Source organism: Arthrobacter sp. EM1 (assembly GCF_029964055.1).
Lineage (GTDB): Bacteria > Actinomycetota > Actinomycetes > Actinomycetales > Micrococcaceae > Arthrobacter.
Window position 1 is genome coordinate 3,529,510 of record NZ_CP124836.1, and the last position, 19,411, is coordinate 3,548,920.

Here is a 19,411-nt window from a genome sequence, read left to right on the forward strand (position 1 = left end):
ACGGCGGGATTCGCAGCGCTGCGCGTCCGCGGCCGGGACAGTGCATCGGCTAGGATCGAAGACTAACAAGGGGAGTTGCAGACCAAGGGTCCACCGGCTTACCGGGCGATCTGCGGTTACTGACGACGTGATCAGTTCAGCGGCTCCCGGACAGTCTAGGAGGAGCCCGTGTCCCACCCGATCGATGTCGGATCAGTACTTGGTGGCCGCTACAAGGTCACTGCCACAGTACTGACCTCACATGACCAGGATCTGGTGCTGGACGGTGTGGACCAGGTACTCAACCGTGCGGTGAGCATCCTTGTGGCCGGGCCCGGCAACGCGGACCAAGTGGCACACAGTGCACGGGAAGTCGCCACCGGCGAGCGTCCCGGCAGTGTGCAGATCCTGGACCTTGGTGTCAGCGACGACACGACGTACCTCATCACCAACCACGCCTCGGCCGCTGACCTGCTGGACCTGGTTGTCTCCGCCAATCCGCCCTACGTCGAACCGTTCTTCACGGACACCCTGGGCAGTGAAATCTTCGGGCAACCCCGCTCCAGCGAGCCCGAAACCTACGACGGACTCTACGACGAGGAAGACGTAGACGCGGGATACATCAACTACGGGACGAACCAGCCGCCGGCCGCACCCCCGGCAGCGGCGACCCGAATGCCCTCACGTCCGACCGCGGGGCCTGCTGCCGGCGCTGCTGCAATCGCCGGCGGCGCCGCGGCGTCCACCGCGAATGACCCCGAGACCGCGCCGCAAGAAGCTGCGCCGCAGGTAACAGCCCCCCAGCCGGTCCAGGGACGCGCCCCGGGCTCCGGCGAACGAGGCACCACAGCGGAGGATCCCGCCGAATCACCCAAGGTTTCGCTGTGGTCTGACGACGATTACGATCACCCGGATACCGGCAACGACCGCGCTCCCCGGCAAAACCAGGCGGTCTCTGCAGGCACCGGCTCCGCAGCGGATCGCGCCCCGGGCTTTTTCCCGGGCTCAGCCCGCAATACCGAGGATCCGGCTGCTGAGGAAGACTACGACACGGACGACGAGCCGCGCCGCGAGCCCCGCTCCATGCGCTGGCTGGTCGGTGGACTACTGGCAGCGGTCCTTGTTGTCGGGCTGGTCCTCGCCGTAACGAACCTCGGTGGCCTTTTCAAGAGCACACCACAGCCCGCCGCCGTTGGTACTTCTTCCACCGTCGCCCCCAGTCCAACCTCAACGGAGACGTCAGCCAGCGCCAGCCCTTCGCAGGCCGCCGGCCCGCCCGCCGTCGAGGGCGTCACCCGGCTGGGGAACTTCGACTTCGCCGGAACGTACGACGGCGACCTGGTCAAGACCGTCGACGGCAACGGAGCCAGCTACTGGTCGGACATGGAATTTGCGACCGAAAACTGGGGTGGGCTGGCCTCGGAGGTTCCACTCGTAGTCAAACTGAAGGCCCCGGCCAAGGTCTCGTCGGTGACGCTGAGCCAATTGGGCGCCTCGGGCGGAAACATCAGTGTTTATACCAACGACCGCCCGTCCCTCGATGGTGCAAAAAAAGTCGGCAGCAACAGCTTCACCTCCCCTGACCTGACGATGCCCCTGCCGGAGCCGGCGACTGCCCAGTACGTCATCGTTTCGATTGAATCCCTGCCCAAGCTCGCTGCACCCAAGACGCGCTACGGATTCGGGCTTCGCCTGGCGGAAATAAAAGTCCAGTAGCGCCTCAGTACCACCGTCAGTAACCCCGGCCTTCGATGCGTCCTACCGTGTCCGGCCGGAATATTCAACGCTTAGCAGTAGTTGTGCCATGTGGCCGGCCACCCAGGCGGGCGCATCGACAAAGGAAGAGGTTCACCGTTCAGTGAGCAACGCAGAAAACAGCACGTCCGAAGTACGTGATGTCATCATCGTCGGCTCCGGCCCCGCGGGCTACACCGCAGCGGTGTACACCGCACGCGCCAACCTGAAGCCGCTGCTCCTGGCAGGATCGGTAACCGCCGGCGGCGAGCTGATGAACACAACCGACGTCGAGAACTACCCCGGTTTCCCGGATGGCATCATGGGTCCGGACCTGATGGAAAACTTTGAAAAGCAGGCCGCGCGGTTCGGTACCGAAATCCAGTTTGAGGACGTAACAGAACTGGACCTTGAAGGCGACATCAAGACGGTGACCACTGGCTCGGGGGAGACCTTCCGCGCCCGCTCCATCATTTTGTCGACGGGTTCGGCCTACCGCGAGCTTGGCCTCCCCAATGAGAAACGTCTATCCGGCCACGGCGTGAGCTGGTGCGCAACCTGCGACGGTTTCTTCTTCAAGGATCAGGACATCGCCGTGATCGGCGGGGGTGACTCGGCTATGGAAGAGGCGCTGTTCCTTACCAAGTTCGCGAAGTCCGTCACAGTGGTCCACCGTCGTGAGACCTTGCGTGCGTCCAAGATCATGGCCGACCGCGCCCTTGCCCACGAAAAGATCAGCTTCGTCTGGAACACCGGCGTCGAGGACGTGCTCGGTGAAGACAAGGTCACCGGCCTTCGGTTGAAGAACCTTGTGGCGGGCACTGAGACCGAACTTGCCGTTACGGGTGTTTTTATGGCCATTGGCAACGATCCCCGCACGGACCTCGTCAAGGGCAAGTTGGACCTGACTCCCGAGGGAACCATCGCCGTCGCCGGGCGCACCTCGAAGACAAGCCTCAAGGGTGTGTTTGCGGCAGGCGACGTCATCGACCCGACATACCGCCAGGCCATCACGGCTTCGGGTTCCGGCTGTGTAGCCGCACTCGACGTCGAGCACTACCTGGCCGACCTCCCCGCCTAAACGGCGCGCGCAGAAATCAACCGAAGAGAAGGACAAGGCTATGAGCAACGCAAAAGAAGTAACAGACGCTAGTTTCGGCACCGATGTACTGGCTTCTGACAAGCCGGTCATCGTGGACTTCTGGGCCGAATGGTGCGGACCGTGCCGCAAGCTTGGTCCGATCCTGGACGAGATCTCGGTGGAATACAGCGAGAAGGTGGATGTCGTTAAGGTCAACGTCGACGACAACCCGGCAATCGCAGCCCAGTACGGGATCACTTCGATCCCGGCTGTTTACCTTTTCCAGGGCGGCGAAGTGAAGAGCACCGTCATCGGGGCTCGACCCAAGCAGTTCTTTGAGAAAGAATTCGCTGACGTTCTGTCCTGATTCCAGTTTGGGGCGGTGCGTGTCACCGGCCAACACCAAGAATGGCCCTCCTTCCCCCCGGAAGCGGGGCCATTTTGGCCCTCCGCCTCAACCTCCCGTTCGCTCCTCGTTGCCGCCCCACGAGCTCGATAGGCAACGCTTCGGGGACGCGTGACGCGAACTGCATTAATTACCGGTTGTTTCTCCGGGAAATTTGCTCCACGAGCGTTGTACACCTTGGGGCTTTCCATTCCCTCGCCGGTGACGGGGTGGACGTAGTGCAACCAGGGACCTCACGGTCGGAGCTGATACCAAGGCGCTCAACGTAGGGCGCGCAGGTATTGCTGCCGGACCGGATCGTTGAACTTCTGTGGATCTCAGTGAATTCCGTTTCACGTGAAACAGTTTGGTCAGCTCTTAGCCGGTGACCAGAACTCTCGGAACTCGCGCTTATCGAAATCTCAAAAGAGTCTCACAGACACCCACGTCGCGACCAGCCACCATCTCCATAGGGCCTTGGTCCGACCTGATTGCAGTTCCTGGCCACCGCCAGATCGGGCCGCGCTTGTGTCCGCCAAAGAGCCCAATAACGGCGTCAGGCGCCGCACCATACGCGGCGGAAGTGCCCAAATGCCGGATTGTCCAGCTGGCAGCAGCCCGCTCCTGGCTTGCGTCCACCCCTCCACCCCGCGGGGTGAAGTACATATTCAGCCGCCCTCCGTGGACAGCGTGGTGCCAGTTTCACCTGGCTGCATATGTTTCACGTGAAACGTCCGCACCCCTGATTGCAGGCGCCTACTCCCACGGTGTGTTGACCCGTCGCGATCCGCACCACCAACTACTGCGTGCCTAACCAAGAGGGCTGCCTGTACATCCAGACGCAACGCCACCTATAGCCTCTCAGGAGAGCTCGGCACGGATATCGGGGGTCAAAGGATGGTTCAACTGCGGCGGACCCACCGGAACCAATTTGGAACCTTCGCAATGGACTCCCTGGAGCCGGATCACTCCTGATTACCATTGTTGGCACCCGGTCAGTGCCTTTATCGCAGCGGCGGCCGGGCGGCGCTAGCGCCGGGTAAACCGGACGCCGTCGCCGGAACTACGCCAATGTTTCACGTGAAACACATCATCCCTCGCATCGTCGCCGTCTCCGGTCACAAACGATGCGGAGTCTCAGGCGGCACGGGCGGGTTCACTTCCTGTACAGAGCCCAATATCTTCAGGGCCAGCCAGCTGGGGGACACGGGGCACAGAGGCGGTGCGGGCCACGATCAAGGACCTCGTACTGCAGTTGGGGTCCCGATGTCCTTCGGGCACCGCGCGTCTATCCGCGGCACCTCCTGCAGCGAACGCCGGTGCCTCGCGCTCCAGTCTGCGGTGAAGGACTGACAATAGAAAACCCGAGGAAAATACGGCAAACTCTGCCACAGGGGGACCGTGATACCCCCCCGCCGCCGAGAGGACTGCACCGTAGATGGAGAGGTCCACTGGGCGCTCTCTCTTCCGCCGGGCGAGAACGCCTGCAAGGACCGGCTGGAATGCCCGGCCGAACCATCCCTAGCGACATCATTTTGCCATTTGGCCGCCGTGGATCTCTTGGGAGGGCCCACGGATTAAGCGGTATCGTCCAGCCCGCGTTCTGCTGCATCAGCCAACTGATACCCAGCCTTCAGCGGAACCCTTTGGTGCGGGCCTCCAATGTCACTTCGGACACCCTAGAACGTACCTCGACAGGGGTCGCCAGATCACGATGGTCCGGGCATCCGATGGGGGAGGCTGAGGGAAGCAGGCCTAGCCGATACCTCCCCACTTCTCTTGTTGCCCTCGAAGAATGGGCTGTGCCGCAGCGACCGGGATTTGGCCCAGCGCTTCCCGAATCCAGTGTGCCCTGGCGGCACGCGGATGGTGATGCAGGGAGGCGGACTAAGACTGCCGATCATACCCAATAGCCCCAAACCGGGTAGATTCCCACAGCCTTCTCCACAGAGGTTACTCACAGGGTTATCCACAGGGGATGAGGGACTGATCACACGGTCGAAGCGTCGGCGCCCAGAGAGCCATTTGACGTTAACTCGGTTCGCGCCATTGCCCGTGATTCGAGGCCGTCCCTGGTCATCGACCCACGTACAGATTGTGGCTTGCATCAACAGCACCTTGTCTGAATATTCGTGGAAAATTAACCAGCTGCAGTGGATTAAGTAAGCACAGCCTAGCGTTTTCGGTGCCGCCAAAATAGCGTCGCCGGATGTTTCACGTGAAACGCTACGGGAGTCCTAACGCCCGGTTGGAAGCAGCTCGCAGCTGGCGCTCCAACGGCCCTGGCAGCAGCGTCGCGGCCCTGACCTGTGTGTCGAGTAATCCACAGCTTTATCCACAGCACTATCCACCGGGTTATCCACCGCCGACCACAACAGCCCAGGGAAGCCTCCGGGTACGCGGTCCCAATCTTCACCATCACCCGCCGAGCTGGAGGCATCCGTTATCGGCCCATGTCTGGCGTCCGCCACCCCGTCCAGCAGCCGTGGCAGCACGGATAAACGTGACGGTACCCCGCGATCAAAAGAGCACTCGCTCACGTCCGTGACGGCCGGGACAACTACTGTGAATAGCCACTACACACGATTGGGCTGCAGCGACCCTCAAAGCTCCACACGGGGGGCTCGTCGATTTCCGTCACTCGAAGCCCCATACGATCGGACGGCCACCCGAAGCTTGCAGACCCCCAGCCGCGCCCCGTCATCGCCAAACTCACACTGATGTCTGTCGCTTGGCGCGAGCATAAAGAACCGGTCTACCACCGTGCCACCCGCTGTGCCGGGTAAGGCCCGCGACGAAACAGCACGGCAACGAAGGTCGCCCACAGGGTGTGGGCAGAAAGGAGCTGTGGGCACGCTGCCGGCTCATGGGGGGCGCGCCCGCATGCCTGTCTAGGGCTTGTGCACGGCCTCCAGGCGTACATAGAGCGGTGCGGAGTGCAGTTGTCGAGAACCGAGACGCAAGGGGTCCAGAGAGCGGCCTAGGGGCCCCTAGACCGCTGCGAATTGCACCTGTCCTTGATCTGCGGCCAAGACCTGCCAGCCTAGCGCCCTGCAATTGTGAGTCATGGCGATCACCGCCCGGCGATGCCAGGCGTGTTGGTCATGCCCTGGGTTCGCTGCAATGAGACGCGGATCCAGCGGGGTTATGTGAATGTCCGGCACCCGGGCCTACCGCCGTCTACCGTACCCCAGTCCGTGCCATACCCCATCAACCGAGACAAGGAAGGATCCGACCGCCAGCTGAATGCAGACTCGATGCCGGGCCGCCAGCGTGCGGAGGCACAGTCTCCACTTTCGGGAATTGTCGAAGCAACAACCAGCTGACTGCGGCGATAGCCCAATAGTTAGTATTGGCGTCTGGCCGGGTAGCCCGCGGCAGCACGTGCTTTTGTGTTGGGCCAGCAGGAATTTGCCATTTCCAGCCGTGACTTCGGTGAACGGGCGCCTTTTGCTGCTTCAGCCGACAGGGCATCACCAGCAGGTGCAGCACCTTCGTGAGAATTGACGTCCATGTTTCACGTGAAACGTGTGTTCAGCGCGGGCGCAAATCTTCCGTGCAAACACCGTGGATCAATGAATGGGCACCGAAAACTGCCGCTGGCATGTCCTCTTATCTCCAGTTCGTCCATGGTCGTTGGGGGGGCATTTGGCATGCGTGCCAGCTCCGTCCCTTGACTGCAGGACAGCCTTGCTATTGCACCATAGGCACTTGAACGACTGAGCGGGTTCCAAGCGTGGCCCGGCAGCTGAGTCCGCAGAATTTGGACTGCATAGCAGGAGCCACCAAACGACCAACGGGTCCGCGCAGACCTTGCTGGCGTTGGAACCGCCACCGCTACCAATAGAAAGGGGCCTGTTTCACGTGAAACAGGCCCCTTCCAGTGTGTCGTTGATGCGCTATCCTGCCGCTCCCGGCGTCAAGACATCCATGATGCGGTTTAGATCCTCCACGCTTGCGAATTCAATACTGACACGACCCTTTCGCGCCCCCAACGAGATCTTGACGTTGGTATCAAGGCGGTCAGAAAGTGAAGACGCCAGATAGTCCAGGCGCTCGTGCCGTGCACCGGGCCGCGGAATGTTGTTTTTCGGTGTCGCTGTCGGGTTCTGATACAGCGTTACAGCTTCCTCCGTCGCGCGGACGGACATACCCTCGGCAACGATCTTTTGGGCCATTCTTTCCATCGCGGGGGCGTCGGGGAGGGCGAGCAGCGCGCGGGCATGACCGGCAGAGATAACACCGGCAGCTACGCGGCGCTGAACCAGTGGAGGCAGCTTGAGCAGACGCAGTGTGTTGGACACCTGGGGCCGGGATCGCCCAATACGGTCCGCCAGTTGTTCATGTGTGGTGCCAAAATCTTCCAGCAGCTGCTGGTATGCCGCGGCCTCTTCCAGCGGGTTCAGCTGACTGCGGTGGAGGTTCTCCAAGAGGGCGTCGCGAAGCAGGTCATCATCCGTCGTATCCCGCACGATGGCCGGAATGGTTTCGAGCCCAGCAGCCTGTACAGCCCGCCAACGACGCTCGCCCATAACAAGCTCGTAGGGTTCTCCACCTATTTCGGTTGAAGTACGAACAACAATTGGCTGGAGGACGCCGATTTCACGAACTGAATGCACCAGCTCTGCCATATCGTCCTCGTCGAAGACCGAACGGGGCTGTTTCCGGTTGGGATGGATGTCGGTGACCGGAATCTCCGCAAACCGGACCCCGGGAACTTCGACGAGCTCCACGTCCTGGCCCTGCCTTTGGGAACCAGTCTCAGCATCCGGCGCCTTGCGGACCGGCGCCTTCCTGGTTTCGGAAGCAGGCTTCGAGGACGTATGCGCCGACCCATCAATGTTTGCCGCTGCCGGCGAAGACGTCTCCGCCGGCGCCGCCACCATGTCCTCGGCGGGGACTAATTCACCAGCTGCTGCACCTGCATCGGGTGTTCGCTTTCGGCCTTCCGGAAAGAAGAGATCCACGGGGCGGGACGGCGCGGAACCACTGCCTGAAGCCGCAGCGGAACTTGGAATGAGTGCCCCAAGTCCACGGCCGAGGCCGCGTCGCTTATCGCTCATGGATAAATCCCTCCATTGGAAGAGTCGGTCAGCACCGGACTCTAGCTAGTGCAATTCTCGAAAAGATACTAACGTTGTGCGATTTCGGCTGCGGCTTCAAGATAGGACAGCGCCCCGCTGGACGAGGGATCGTACGTCATCACGGTCTGCTGGTAGCTGGGGGCTTCAGAAATCCGTACCGATCGCGGCACCACAGCCCCGAGTACCTGTTCCGGGAAGTGTTCGCGAACCTCTGCAGCCACTTGGGCAGCGAGATTGGTGCGGCCGTCGTACATCGTCAGAAGAATCGTAGAGACGACCAGATCCGCATTTAGGTGCTTCTGGATCATTTCGATGTTTTTCAGCAGCTGGCTGAGTCCCTCCAGTGCGTAGTACTCGCATTGAATCGGAATCAAAACCTCATTGGCAGCACAAAACGCGTTGACTGTCAGCAAGCCTAGGCTTGGGGGACAATCGATGAAGATGTAATCCAGGCGTTCCTCACCATTCTTGGCGCGTTCCTGGGCATACACATCAATCGCCCGCCGGAGCCGCTGCTCGCGGGCAACGAGGCTGACCAGCTCGATCTCCGCCCCGGCGAGGTGGATGGTGGCTGGCGCACAGATCAGCTTGGCAATGTCGGGGCAGGGAGCTACAACGTCCCGCAAGGGAAAGTCATTGATGAGCACGTCGTAAATGCTGTCGACTTCGGCGTGGTGTTCAATTCCCAACGCTGTCGACGCATTCCCCTGGGGATCGATGTCGATAACCAGGACGTTCAAGCCAGCGGCGGCCAGGGCGGCAGCAATATTGACCGTTGTGGTCGTCTTGCCCACTCCGCCCTTCTGATTGGAGACGGTAAAAATTCTGGTCTTCGCGGGCTTCGGGAGTTCACGGCCAAGAAGACGTTCACGCCGTTTGTTCTCATGGGCGAGTTCCCGGGCAATCGGACTGGAGTCGTCAAGGGAATCAAGCACATTTCCATTGGCAACTACCGAGGTTTCACGTGAAACACCAGCCATACCGCTGGCCTTTGCAACCGATACCGGACGATTACCAGTTTTCCGATGAACGACGGGGGGCACAACCGTGGCCCGTGCGGACCCCAGGGACACAAACGGGGGAATCCGCTGTGTGGAGGCTTCGCTACTGGTCACTGTGACACACTCACTCTCGTTCGGCTCTTGCTGCCGGTTACTAGCCTAACCTCTTACCCAAGGGGACAGAGGGCACCGGGCGGACGCTAGGCTTTCTTTTGAGGCTTATTCACAACGATACGGACAACCGTTGTGGGTTCTTCGAGGAGTCCTTCACCCACAAGCAAAACAGTGGTCTGCGTGCCACCAAGCTTGCGGATCACCTTGGCTGCCTTTTCGACTTCCTCGCCGGCGCTTCGTCCCTTGATCGCGATAACTTCACCTTTGCCCGCCAACAGCGGAATTGTGAGGCCGGCAAGGTTCGAGAGTGCTGTGACGGCCCGGGCCGTCACGACGTCGGCCTTCACCATCCCAACCGCCAGCTCTGCCCGGCTGCGCATCACCGTTACATTAATAAGGCCCAGGTCATCAACGACCTCCTGAAGCCAAACCACGCGGCGTTCGAGGGGCTCAATCAGGGTCAGTTCAAGGTCCGGGCGGGCAATGGCCAGACACAGGCCAGGCAATCCGGCCCCGCTGCCGACATCCGCCACGTGGCTTCCCTCGGCAATCTGACTCTCAATTACGGCACAGTTCAGCACGTGCCGGCTCCACAACCGGGGAACTTCGCGGGGACCGATGAGGCCCCGTTCCGTGCCCGAGGTGGCCAGATGCTCCACATACCGCTTTGCCAGGTTCAGGCGGTCCCCAAAGATCGTCTGTGCTGCCTGCAATTCAGCGTCGGTTATCTCAACCATCAAGGTATCCGCCGGCATCAGTCTGCAGAAACGACGATGTGACGTTCGGCGCCTTCGCCTTCAGACTCGCTGACGAGTCCCAGATCGGCAACGGCGTCGTGCACAATTTTGCGCTCATAGGCGCTCATCGGAGCAAGAGCAACGGCTTTACCGGACTCCTTAACGGAGGCAACGGCGGCGTCTGCAATCTTTTGCAGTTCGCCGGAACGCTCGGAACGGTAGCCGTTGATATCCAGAACCAACCGCGAGCGGTTTTCGGTCGCGGACAACACCGCCAGCCGGGTCAGTTCCTGAAGGGCTTCGAGTACCTCCCCGTCCGCACCAACCAGATTTTCCAGACCGGCTGATTCTTCCTCGGTAACGATTGAAATGTACGTGCGACCATTACGCACTTCGATGTCAATATCGCCGTCAATGTCGGCGATGTCCAGAAGTTCCTCGAGGTAGTCCGCGGCCACGTCGCCTTCTTCTTCCAGCCGACCGGCGGATGAACCCTTGCCCTCGTCAGCTGCCGATTCTTCGGTACCTTCATCAGTGGTCCGGTCAGCATCGTGGGTTCCGCTCAGGGCCTCGCCCTGCTCATCAATGGCTTCAGCGGAAATAGCGTGTTCGGTGCTCTCGGCGGACATTACTTCCTCTTCCTGTTCTTGCGTTGTGGCTGGACACGCTGGCTCTTAGCCGCCAGGGCCGCAGCGGCCGCAGCCTCCGCGGATTCGGCCTCGGCCTTCTTGGCACTAGTCAACGGCAAGGCAGGCAGGCCCTTGGCAGCACGACGCTCAGCCAGCGCCTTGGCGGCGGGGGATCCCGGCGTCGGCATACGGCGAATAACAAAGAACTGCTGACCCATGGTCCACAGGTTTGTGGTGGTCCAGTAGATCAGGACACCGATGGGGAAGTTGATCCCGCCGACGCCGAAGACCAGCGGCAGGATGTACAGCATCATCTTCTGCTGGCGCATAAACGGACTCGCCATGGCTTCCTCGGACATATTCTTCGCCATGATCTGCTTCTGGGTGATGAACTGTGAGGCCGTCATCGCCAGAATCATCACAATCGAGAGAATCCACACCGCAACGACGTTGCCGCCGGCCGGCGTACCGTGCAGCAGGGTGGCAGAGAGCGGGGCACCAAAAATGCTCGACTCATCGAACTGCAGGACCTGTTCGTGACTCATCGCGCCGATGCCGACACCGCTGGTCGCCGCCGACGTAATCCCGGAAAGGACCTGGAAGAGCGCAAAGAAGAACGGCATCTGGATCAGCATGGGAAGGCACGCCGAGAATGGGTTGGTGCCGTGCTTCTTGTACATGGCCATCTGTTCCTGGGCCATGGCCTGGCGGGACAGCTGATCAGTTTTGCCCTTGTACTTGTCCTGCAGCTTCTTCAGGTCCGGCTGCAGGAGCTGCATCCCGCGCTGGGCCTTGATCTGTTTGACGAATACGGGAATAAGCGCCGCGCGGATCACCAGCACCAGCCCGATGATGGATAGGGTCCACGTCCAGCCATTGGCGGCAGGCAACCCGATGACGCTCAGGCCATCGTGGAAGACCAACATAATGGCGGACACAAGCCACTTGAAAGGAAACATGATTGTTCCAAAGAAATCCATACGATATCCCTATTCGTCAGGCCGCAGAGCGGCCTTCTCCATCAGTCCGAGCAGCCAGATACTTGTCCGGATTGTTCATCACAACAATTGTGGGGGTGTGGTCTGCGGGCCATTCGCATTTACCGGCGGGGACATGGTCCACACCACCGGCATTCCAGGGGTGGCAGCGCACCAGGCGCTTGGCCGCCAGCCAGCTTCCCTTAACCGCGCCGTGCACGGTGACCGCTTCAAGGGCATAGGCCGAGCAGCTCGGGAAGAAACGGCAGACCTGGCCGTACAGCGGCGAAATCACCTTGCGGTATGCCAGGAGCAGCAGGATGAGGATATTGCGGGGCGCATTCCAGACTGCCCGGCCCAACCATTCCGCTGCGAACTTTGCAGGAGGGACGACGGCGGCAGTTAAGTTACGCACGCGAGGTCCCTTCCTGTGTTGTCTCGTAAGAAACTGACGAAGCAGCCTTAGGAAGGCGGCTGCCCAGCCGTTTCATGTTGTTTTCCAGTGCGGCGTCATAGTCCGATCGCAGTTGGTCCCAACTGGCTCCCGCCGCGGCGGGCAAGGCCCGAACCACGATCGCGAACCCGCTGCCGTATTTCTGCAAGGACAAGGCGCCGACTTCTCTCAGTCTCCTCTTAACGAGGTTCCTGGCAACAGCGTTCCCGACACTCTTGGAAACGATGAATCCGATCCGGCTTGGTTCACCGGCAGCCAAGGCTGCCGTATATAACACTACGTTCCGGCGTCCATTGCGGACACCGGAACGTACAGTTGTTGAAAAATCGGTTGATGTCCTCAGACGGTTGCGGGTGGCCAGCACCGTTAAACTCGCACAGGGATGTGGACCGACGAGTCAGTTATTTAGGCCGACAGCTCGGTGCGACCCTTGCCACGACGGGCTGCCAGGATGGCACGGCCGGCACGGGTACGCATACGAAGGCGGAAGCCGTGCTTCTTGGCTCGACGGCGGTTATTCGGCTGAAAAGTCCGCTTGCTCACGTTAGTTACTCCAGTGGGATCAAAGGTGCGCCCACCCGATCAAGGGGAAGAACTGGTCGACGCTAAGTTTTGTATGTGCCGCTTACCTCAACTCGCAAGACGCGCGGGGCGCCGGGAAAGATTCAAATGAGGCTTAAAGCGTACACATGGGACTTCACAACGTTAGGGCTTGCCGCCCTCCAGAGTCAAACCGGGCGTCGCGCCGCAGAGTTTCCCCAGCTGTGGCTAACTCCCTTCCCGGCCTGTGGATGACGAGTGCCAAAGGGTCCCAATTCGAACTACAGCAGTGTGATTATCCACAGGACAGAACCCAGCTATCTTCTGCCCATTTGATCCCCTAGAGTGTCCCAGTAGCCGATTATCCACGGACTGTGCATAACCCTGTGGATTAAGCCGGGGCCAGCGCACTGGTTCGGGCCATGTGGCTGCCGGCAATTTAGGCAAGCAAGTTTGAGGAACTGATTGATGACAGTAGACGAAGCCAACCAAGCCAACACTGTCGGAAGTTCCTGGCGGCGGGTAGTAAGCCTGCTGGAGAACGATCACCGGGTATCACCCCGGCAGCGCGGCTTCGTCATCCTCGCCCAAGCCCAGGGGCTCATCGGTTCAACCCTGCTGGTGGCGGTCCCCAATGAACTCACCCGTGAGGTACTCCAGACACAGGTGAAGGAAGCCCTCGACGACGCCCTCCGGAGCGTCTTCTCCGACGAAATCCGTTGTGCAATCGACGTCGACACCGATCTGGTCCCGCTGCACCCGGAACCCGAACCCGCCGTCGAATTGTCTCTCGTGGCCGATCCTTCCGTCGAACTAAAACCACAACCCATGCTGCCGAGCACGTCGCATGAATTTGGCCGCCTCAATCCGAAGTATGTCTTCGACACCTTTGTGATTGGTTCCTCCAACCGTTTCGCCCATGCTGCGGCGGTGGCCGTCGCTGAAGCGCCGGCCAAGGCCTACAACCCGCTCTTCATCTATGGCGATTCCGGTCTGGGCAAGACTCATCTGCTCCATGCGATCGGCCACTATGCCCGCAGGCTGTACAGCGGAATCCGGGTCCGCTACGTGAACTCCGAGGAATTCACCAACGACTTCATCAACTCCATCCGCGACGATGAAGGCACCAGCTTCAAAACGACGTACCGCAACGTGGATGTCCTCCTGATCGATGACATCCAGTTCCTGGCCGGCAAGGACCGGACGCTGGAGGAGTTCTTCCACACCTTCAACGCCCTGCACAACAACAACAAGCAGGTGGTCATCACCTCCGACCAACCACCCAAACTGCTCGCTGGCTTCGAGGACCGGATGAAGTCCCGCTTCGAATGGGGCCTGCTGACCGACATCCAGCCGCCGGAACTCGAGACCCGGATCGCAATCCTGCGCAAGAAGGCCCTCAGCGAGGGCCTCTCGGCACCGGACGACGCCCTGGAATACATCGCGTCGAAGATCTCCAGCAACATCCGCGAACTGGAGGGGGCACTGATCCGGGTCACGGCCTTCGCCAGCCTCAACCGCCAACCGGTGGACGTTGCCTTGGCAGAGATGGTGCTCAAGGACCTCATCACCGATGACGGGGCCCAGGAAATCACCTCCGCGCAGATCCTCACCCAGACCGCCGACTACTTCAAGCTCAGCATGGAGGAGCTCTGCAGTAAGTCGCGGACCAGGACCCTGGTCACCGCCCGGCAGATCGCCATGTATTTGTGCCGTGAACTCACGGATATGTCCCTTCCCAAGATCGGGCAGGAACTCGGCGGCCGCGACCACACCACGGTCATCCATGCAGACCGCAAGATCCGTGAGTTGATGGCGGAGCGCCGAGTGATCTACAACCAGGTCACCGAACTGACCAACAGGATCAAGCAGCAGCAGCGTAATTCCTAGGCAGTCGCGCCAAGCACTCTTACCTTATTAACAGACGCCTGTGGACAACCCTGTGGATAGTTAAGGGGACAACTGCGGTTAATGGGCTTAAAACCCTTAAGGCGCCTGTGGATCACGGGCAGCGGCGAAAACGTTATCCCCATCCACACCCTGTTTAAAACCTACTCCGCCCACAGTCCATGAACAGGCGTTAACCGCGGGAACGCACCGTCAAACGGGGTTATCCACAGTATCCACAGCAGTTATTAACACTACTAATCCCTCAATAATGAAATTCCCTCAAATAACAATCTCCGTCCCACCCAGGAACACGGCCAGGAACGAGCCGGCCGTCGGCAGAACCCGGGCACCGGAGCCGCCCGGACAATCTGCCCGGTTCCAACTCGGAGATGGGAGAATCACACTTCATGCGGCTAAGCTGTCTGCAGTATGTCCGTCCTGGACATCTTTTGTGATTCCTTGCCGGGCCGGTGGCCCGGCCATCAGTGATGACAGCAGCAATGAAAGGCGGCACCCTTCCGTGAAGTTCAGAGTCGAACGGGACGTCCTGGCAGAAGCCGTGACCTGGACCGCCCGGTCGTTGTCTCCGCGGCCGCCAGTACCCGTCCTTTCCGGTCTGCTACTGAAGGCTGAAGCCGGTACGGTGAGCCTCTCGAGCTTTGACTACGAGACCTCGGCAAGGCTCGAGATCGCTGCTGACATCACCACCGAGGGCACGATTCTGGTATCGGGACGGCTGCTCGCCGAGATATGCCGCAGCCTCCCTTCGGCGCCGGTCGACGTTGAGACCGACGGCAACAAAGTCACATTGACCTGCCGGCGCAGCAGCTTCCATCTCGCCACCATGCCCGAGGCCGAATACCCTCCGCTGCCTGCTCTGCCCGCAATCAGCGGCACAGTACCCGGCGACGCCTTCGCCCAGGCTGTCTCCCAGGTGATCATCGCAGCGAGCAAAGATGACACCCTGCCCATCCTCACCGGCGTCCGGATGGAAATCGAGGACGACCTGATCACCTTGCTGGCCACCGACCGTTACCGTCTGGCCATGCGCGAGGTTCCGTGGAAACCGGTCACTCCGGGCATCTCCACAAGCGCACTCGTCAAGGCCAAGACCCTCAATGAAGTTGCCAAGACTCTCGGCGGCAGCGGTGACATCCACCTCGCCCTCGCTGATGACGACAGTCGGCTCATTGGCTTTGAAAGCGGCGGCCGCACCACCACGTCCCTCCTCGTTGACGGCGACTACCCCAAGATTCGATCACTTTTTCCCGAGTCCACGCCGATCCATGCCACCGTGCAGACCTCGGAACTCGTCGAGGCCGTCCGTCGTGTCTCGCTCGTTGCGGAACGGAACACTCCGGTCCGGCTCGCGTTCACCCAAGGCCAGCTGCACCTCGATGCCGGCACCGGCGAAGATGCACAGGCATCAGAAGAGCTCGAGGCCCAGCTCACGGGCGAAGACATCACCGTCGCGTTCAACCCGCATTACCTGATTGAGGGCCTGAGCGTCATCGAGACCAAGTTTGTCCGGTTCTCCTTCACCAGTGCGCCCAAGCCGGCCATGATTACGGCCCAAAACGATGCCGACGGAGAAGACCAGGGCGACTACCGTTACCTGGTTATGCCGGTGCGGTTGCCCAACTAACCCGCAGTTGAGGCCGTTTTGAGGGATCAAAACGGCCTCAGCTGCCAGTCAGTTGGGTAGACGCCATTACCCGAAACACCCCAGCGCAGAAAAGAGTTCATCTAAGTGCACATTGGACTGATCGGCCTTGGAAAAATGGGTTTCAACATGCGCGAACGGCTGCGCGCGGGTGCAATTGACGTTACCGGTTTCGACCGCAACCCTGCGGTCACCGACGTCGCCAGCGTGGATGACCTGATCGCCGCCGTCCCGGCGCCGCGCGTGATCTGGGTGATGGTTCCCTCCGGCGGGATCACCGACGCCGTCATTACCGAACTTGGCACTAAACTCGACGCCGGTGACCTGGTCATCGACGGCGGCAATTCCCGCTTCACCGAGGACCAGAAACACGGCGCCGCACTGGCCGAAGTGGGCATCCAATTTGCCGACTGCGGTGTGTCCGGCGGCGTATGGGGCCTGCAGAACGGTTACGGATTGATGGCCGGCGGGGATGTGGTGGATATTGAGCGCGCCATGCCCGTCTTCGACGCACTTCGTCCCGAGGGCGAACGGGCCGACAGCTTCGTTCACGTCGGCGGGGTTGGAGCCGGCCACTACGCCAAGATGGTTCACAACGGCGTCGAATACGGCCTGATGCAGGCTTATGCCGAGGGGTATGAACTCCTCGCCGCTAAGGACATTGTGACCGATCTTCCCGGTACTTTCCGCGCCTGGCAGAAGGGGACTGTGGTCCGCTCGTGGCTGCTGGACCTGATGGTGAAGGCTCTCGATGAGGATCCCGGCCTGGAATCGATCGATGACTATGTTGAAGATTCCGGCGAGGGGCGTTGGACCGTGGAGGAAGCGATCGCCAACGCCGTGCCGGCCCCAGCCATCACGGCAGCCCTCTTTGCCCGCTTTTCATCGCGCGAGGACAACTCACCCGCCATGAAGATGGTTTCCGCACTGCGGCATCAATTCGGCGGCCACGCAACCCGTCCGGCAAAATAGTCCTGCCCCGAAATCCTGACCCGGCGTGTACCTAGAACAACTTTCGCTCACGGACTTCCGCAGCTATGCCCAGGTAGAGCTGAGCCTGGAGCCGGGTGTCACCGTGTTGGTAGGGTCAAACGGCATCGGCAAAACCAACCTGATGGAAGCCATCGGCTATTTGGCCTCACTCAGTTCGCACCGGGTCAGTTCCGATGCGCCGCTGCTGCGGTTTGGAACCGATCGGGCGATGATTCGTGCCAAGCTGGTCCGCGGCGAGCAGTCCACGGTGCTCGAACTCGAAATCAACGCCGCGCGCGCCAACCGCGCGCGGATCAACCGCAGCAACCCGGTCCGGGCCCGGGACATCTTGGGTATTTGCCAGACCGTTTTGTTTGCACCGGAGGATCTTGCCCTGGTCAAGGGTGACCCGTCCAGCCGGCGCCGTTTCCTCGATGAGCTCCTGGTCAGTCTCATCCCGAGGCATGCTGCCACCCGCAGCGACTATGACCGGGTGCTGAAACAGCGCAACGCGCTGTTGAAGTCCGCCCGGTCAGGAAAATTCAGTCCGGGACACGAATCCACCCTGGATGTCTGGGATCAGCACATGGCCCGGGCGGGAGCGGAGTTGCTGCATGCACGACTCGAATTGGTGGAAAGGCTTGGGCCGCATCTCAAAAGCGCCTATGCCCAGCTCACCGACGGGTCCAAGGAAGCAGGCGCGATCTACCGTTCCACCCTGCAGGGTGTTGTGGACGATGACGGCGCTGTGCCGGCCGAAGCCTTGGTGGCCGTTCCGGGTGCCAGCGGGCAAGTTCCGGGACCCGGGGATTTGCGGCTTCTCTCGATTGAACAGCTAACCGAACGCTACGTCCAGGCTTTCGCCTCGTCTCGGCGCAGGGAATTGGAACGCGGGATCTCCCTGGTTGGCCCGCACCGTGACGAACTCGAACTGGTGCTCGGTTCCGTCCCCGCCAAAGGCTATGCCTCGCATGGTGAAACGTGGTCCATGTGTCTGTCCCTCCGCCTGGCTTCGTACTATGTCATGCTCGATGATGCCCGCACGGGCGGATCAGCTCCCATCCTGATTCTGGACGATGTGTTCGCGGAGCTTGATGTCCAGCGCCGGCGTAAACTGGCCGCGATAGTATCCGGTGCCGAGCAGGTGCTCGTGACCGCCGCCGTCGAGGACGATATCCCCACGGAACTGGCCGGACGGCGGGTGAGGGTAGTCCCGGGAGGAATCGATGTGCGGGAAGATCGATGAATAAGGATACCGACGGCGGGCTGCAGCCGGGACGTGATCCGGACGATATCGATGCCGCGCAGTCGGCATTAAACAGAATGCGTGAGGCAGCCGCGGCCCGTGGCGAAATACGGCGCAAAGCCCCACCACGCCTCGGAACGGCTCCGCAAAAGCCTGGCCGCAGCTCCAGCAGCACCCGTGGCTTCGGACAATTCCACGGTACCGGCAGGGACCCGATGGGGCTGGGCAAAGTGGTGGGCCGCCTTGTTGCCGAGCGTGGTTGGAGCTCTCCTGTGGCCGTGGGATCGGTGATGGCCGAATGGTCAACGCTTGTGGGACCGGAAATATCCGCGCACTGCACGCCGGAGAGTTTCACCGATACCACTTTGCATGTCCGTTGCGATTCCACCGCCTGGGCAACGCAATTGCGCCTGCTCAGCATCAGCCTGCTGGAGAAATTCCGCACCGAACTTGGTGAAGGTGTGGTGACCAAGATCCAGGTCCTCGGACCTGCGGCGCCGAGCTGGCGCAAGGGTGGCCGGACGGTCAACGGGCGCGGACCGCGGGATACCTACGGATAGCGTTCAGCCTGCTGGTACGACAGGTCTGAAGCACTCCTTGCAAAAACTCTTGAAAATTCCGCAAACGGCGTGTAGGGCGCTCAGACGTACCGGAGTCGTATAGTCACCCGCATCCGGTACTCCCGGAGCCTTGCAGGTGGAGTCTGTGGCCTCCCAGCGGCACTTTCCTTCCCGTTTGGCGCGATGGAATGCGGGATTCACCCCTATAACACGGTAGAATCGGGGGAGATAACTGGGCGCCGGTGAAACGTTGACTGAGTCCGTTTCCGACGCAATTTTCGCGTGCGGTTAACGGATCCTCGAGTCGGCAGGACAACCGGTGTCATCAGTGCCGTGCCCGTTGGCAGAAGCTGTTTCCTCCGGGA

Annotated in this window: 16 protein-coding genes; 8 read left to right on the top strand and 8 right to left on the bottom strand. The window is 60.8% G+C overall.

Annotated features, from left to right (window positions below; all coding sequences use genetic code 11):
- Window positions 1–168: 168 nt before the first annotated feature.
- From QI450_RS16355 to trxA, 3 genes are all read left to right on the top strand, one after another.
- Window positions 169–1,695, top strand: a complete 1,527-nt coding sequence (locus QI450_RS16355; RefSeq protein WP_226775571.1) for an ABC transporter substrate-binding protein — start codon at window positions 169–171, stop codon at window positions 1,693–1,695.
- 142 nt (window positions 1,696–1,837) lie between these two features.
- Window positions 1,838–2,794, top strand: a complete 957-nt coding sequence (trxB, locus tag QI450_RS16360; RefSeq protein ID WP_226775570.1) for a thioredoxin-disulfide reductase — start codon at window positions 1,838–1,840, stop codon at window positions 2,792–2,794.
- Between the two features lie 40 nt (window positions 2,795–2,834).
- The gene (gene trxA / locus QI450_RS16365; protein WP_226775569.1) at window positions 2,835–3,161 is read left to right on the top strand and encodes a thioredoxin; all 327 of its coding nucleotides are present in this window, start codon (window positions 2,835–2,837) and stop codon (window positions 3,159–3,161) included.
- A gap of 3,917 nt (window positions 3,162–7,078) precedes the next feature.
- Here the strand turns inward: trxA and QI450_RS16370 are convergent.
- The 8 genes from QI450_RS16370 to rpmH all read right to left on the bottom strand — a co-directional run bounded on the left by QI450_RS16370 (window position 7,079) and on the right by rpmH (window position 12,718).
- A complete protein-coding gene (locus tag QI450_RS16370; protein ID WP_226775568.1) occupies window positions 7,079–8,242 on the bottom strand; it encodes a ParB/RepB/Spo0J family partition protein in 1,164 nt (387 codons plus the stop codon).
- 68 nt (window positions 8,243–8,310) lie between these two features.
- Window positions 8,311–9,378, bottom strand: coding sequence for a ParA family protein (locus tag QI450_RS16375; RefSeq protein WP_226775567.1), 1,068 nt, complete (start codon window positions 9,376–9,378; stop codon window positions 8,311–8,313).
- Between the two features lie 86 nt (window positions 9,379–9,464).
- A complete protein-coding gene (rsmG, locus tag QI450_RS16380; RefSeq protein ID WP_226775566.1) occupies window positions 9,465–10,115 on the bottom strand; it encodes a 16S rRNA (guanine(527)-N(7))-methyltransferase RsmG in 651 nt (216 codons plus the stop codon).
- Between the two features lie 17 nt (window positions 10,116–10,132).
- The gene (locus QI450_RS16385) at window positions 10,133–10,744 is read right to left on the bottom strand and encodes a R3H domain-containing nucleic acid-binding protein (RefSeq protein ID WP_226775565.1); all 612 of its coding nucleotides are present in this window, start codon (window positions 10,742–10,744) and stop codon (window positions 10,133–10,135) included.
- Entirely contained in the window at window positions 10,744–11,724 is a 981-nt protein-coding gene (gene yidC, locus QI450_RS16390; protein WP_226775564.1) for a membrane protein insertase YidC, read from the bottom strand. Before yidC ends, QI450_RS16385 begins: the two co-directional genes overlap by 1 nt.
- Before the next feature lie 16 nt (window positions 11,725–11,740).
- On the bottom strand, window positions 11,741–12,136 hold the full coding sequence (yidD, locus tag QI450_RS16395) for a membrane protein insertion efficiency factor YidD (protein ID WP_226775563.1): 396 nt from the start codon (window positions 12,134–12,136) through the stop codon (window positions 11,741–11,743).
- A complete protein-coding gene (gene rnpA / locus QI450_RS16400; protein WP_226775562.1) occupies window positions 12,129–12,539 on the bottom strand; it encodes a ribonuclease P protein component in 411 nt (136 codons plus the stop codon). Before rnpA ends, yidD begins: the two co-directional genes overlap by 8 nt.
- Before the next feature lie 41 nt (window positions 12,540–12,580).
- The gene (rpmH, locus tag QI450_RS16405) at window positions 12,581–12,718 is read right to left on the bottom strand and encodes a 50S ribosomal protein L34 (RefSeq protein WP_003800212.1); all 138 of its coding nucleotides are present in this window, start codon (window positions 12,716–12,718) and stop codon (window positions 12,581–12,583) included.
- 465 nt (window positions 12,719–13,183) lie between these two features.
- Between rpmH and dnaA the strand changes: the two genes are divergently transcribed.
- The 5 genes from dnaA to QI450_RS16430 all read left to right on the top strand — a co-directional run bounded on the left by dnaA (window position 13,184) and on the right by QI450_RS16430 (window position 19,046).
- Window positions 13,184–14,605, top strand: coding sequence for a chromosomal replication initiator protein DnaA (dnaA, locus tag QI450_RS16410; protein ID WP_226775561.1), 1,422 nt, complete (start codon window positions 13,184–13,186; stop codon window positions 14,603–14,605).
- A gap of 520 nt (window positions 14,606–15,125) precedes the next feature.
- Window positions 15,126–16,250, top strand: coding sequence for a DNA polymerase III subunit beta (dnaN, locus tag QI450_RS16415; protein ID WP_226775560.1), 1,125 nt, complete (start codon window positions 15,126–15,128; stop codon window positions 16,248–16,250).
- A gap of 105 nt (window positions 16,251–16,355) precedes the next feature.
- A complete protein-coding gene (gene gnd / locus QI450_RS16420) occupies window positions 16,356–17,240 on the top strand; it encodes a phosphogluconate dehydrogenase (NAD(+)-dependent, decarboxylating) (protein WP_226775559.1) in 885 nt (294 codons plus the stop codon).
- A 25-nt stretch (window positions 17,241–17,265) separates the two neighbouring features.
- The gene (gene recF / locus QI450_RS16425) at window positions 17,266–18,486 is read left to right on the top strand and encodes a DNA replication/repair protein RecF (protein ID WP_226775558.1); all 1,221 of its coding nucleotides are present in this window, start codon (window positions 17,266–17,268) and stop codon (window positions 18,484–18,486) included.
- Complete coding sequence (locus tag QI450_RS16430) at window positions 18,483–19,046, top strand: DciA family protein (RefSeq protein ID WP_226775557.1); 564 nt, start codon at window positions 18,483–18,485, stop codon at window positions 19,044–19,046. The genes recF and QI450_RS16430 overlap by 4 nt, the downstream gene beginning before the upstream one ends.
- The last annotated feature ends 365 nt before the right edge of the window (window positions 19,047–19,411 follow it).

Bases quoted from the DNA above. Each gene is read 5' to 3' on its own strand.
- dnaA (WP_226775561.1), top strand. From the start codon at position 13,184: ATGACAGTAGACGAAGCCAACCAAGCCAACACTGTCGGAAGTTCCTGG.
- rsmG (WP_226775566.1), bottom strand. From the start codon at position 10,115: ATGGTTGAGATAACCGACGCTGAATTGCAGGCAGCACAGACGATCTTT.
- QI450_RS16370 (WP_226775568.1), bottom strand. From the start codon at position 8,242: ATGAGCGATAAGCGACGCGGCCTCGGCCGTGGACTTGGGGCACTCATT.
- yidC (WP_226775564.1), bottom strand. From the start codon at position 11,724: ATGGATTTCTTTGGAACAATCATGTTTCCTTTCAAGTGGCTTGTGTCC.
- QI450_RS16385 (WP_226775565.1), bottom strand. From the start codon at position 10,744: ATGTCCGCCGAGAGCACCGAACACGCTATTTCCGCTGAAGCCATTGAT.
- QI450_RS16430 (WP_226775557.1), top strand. From the start codon at position 18,483: ATGAATAAGGATACCGACGGCGGGCTGCAGCCGGGACGTGATCCGGAC.
- trxA (WP_226775569.1), top strand. From the start codon at position 2,835: ATGAGCAACGCAAAAGAAGTAACAGACGCTAGTTTCGGCACCGATGTA.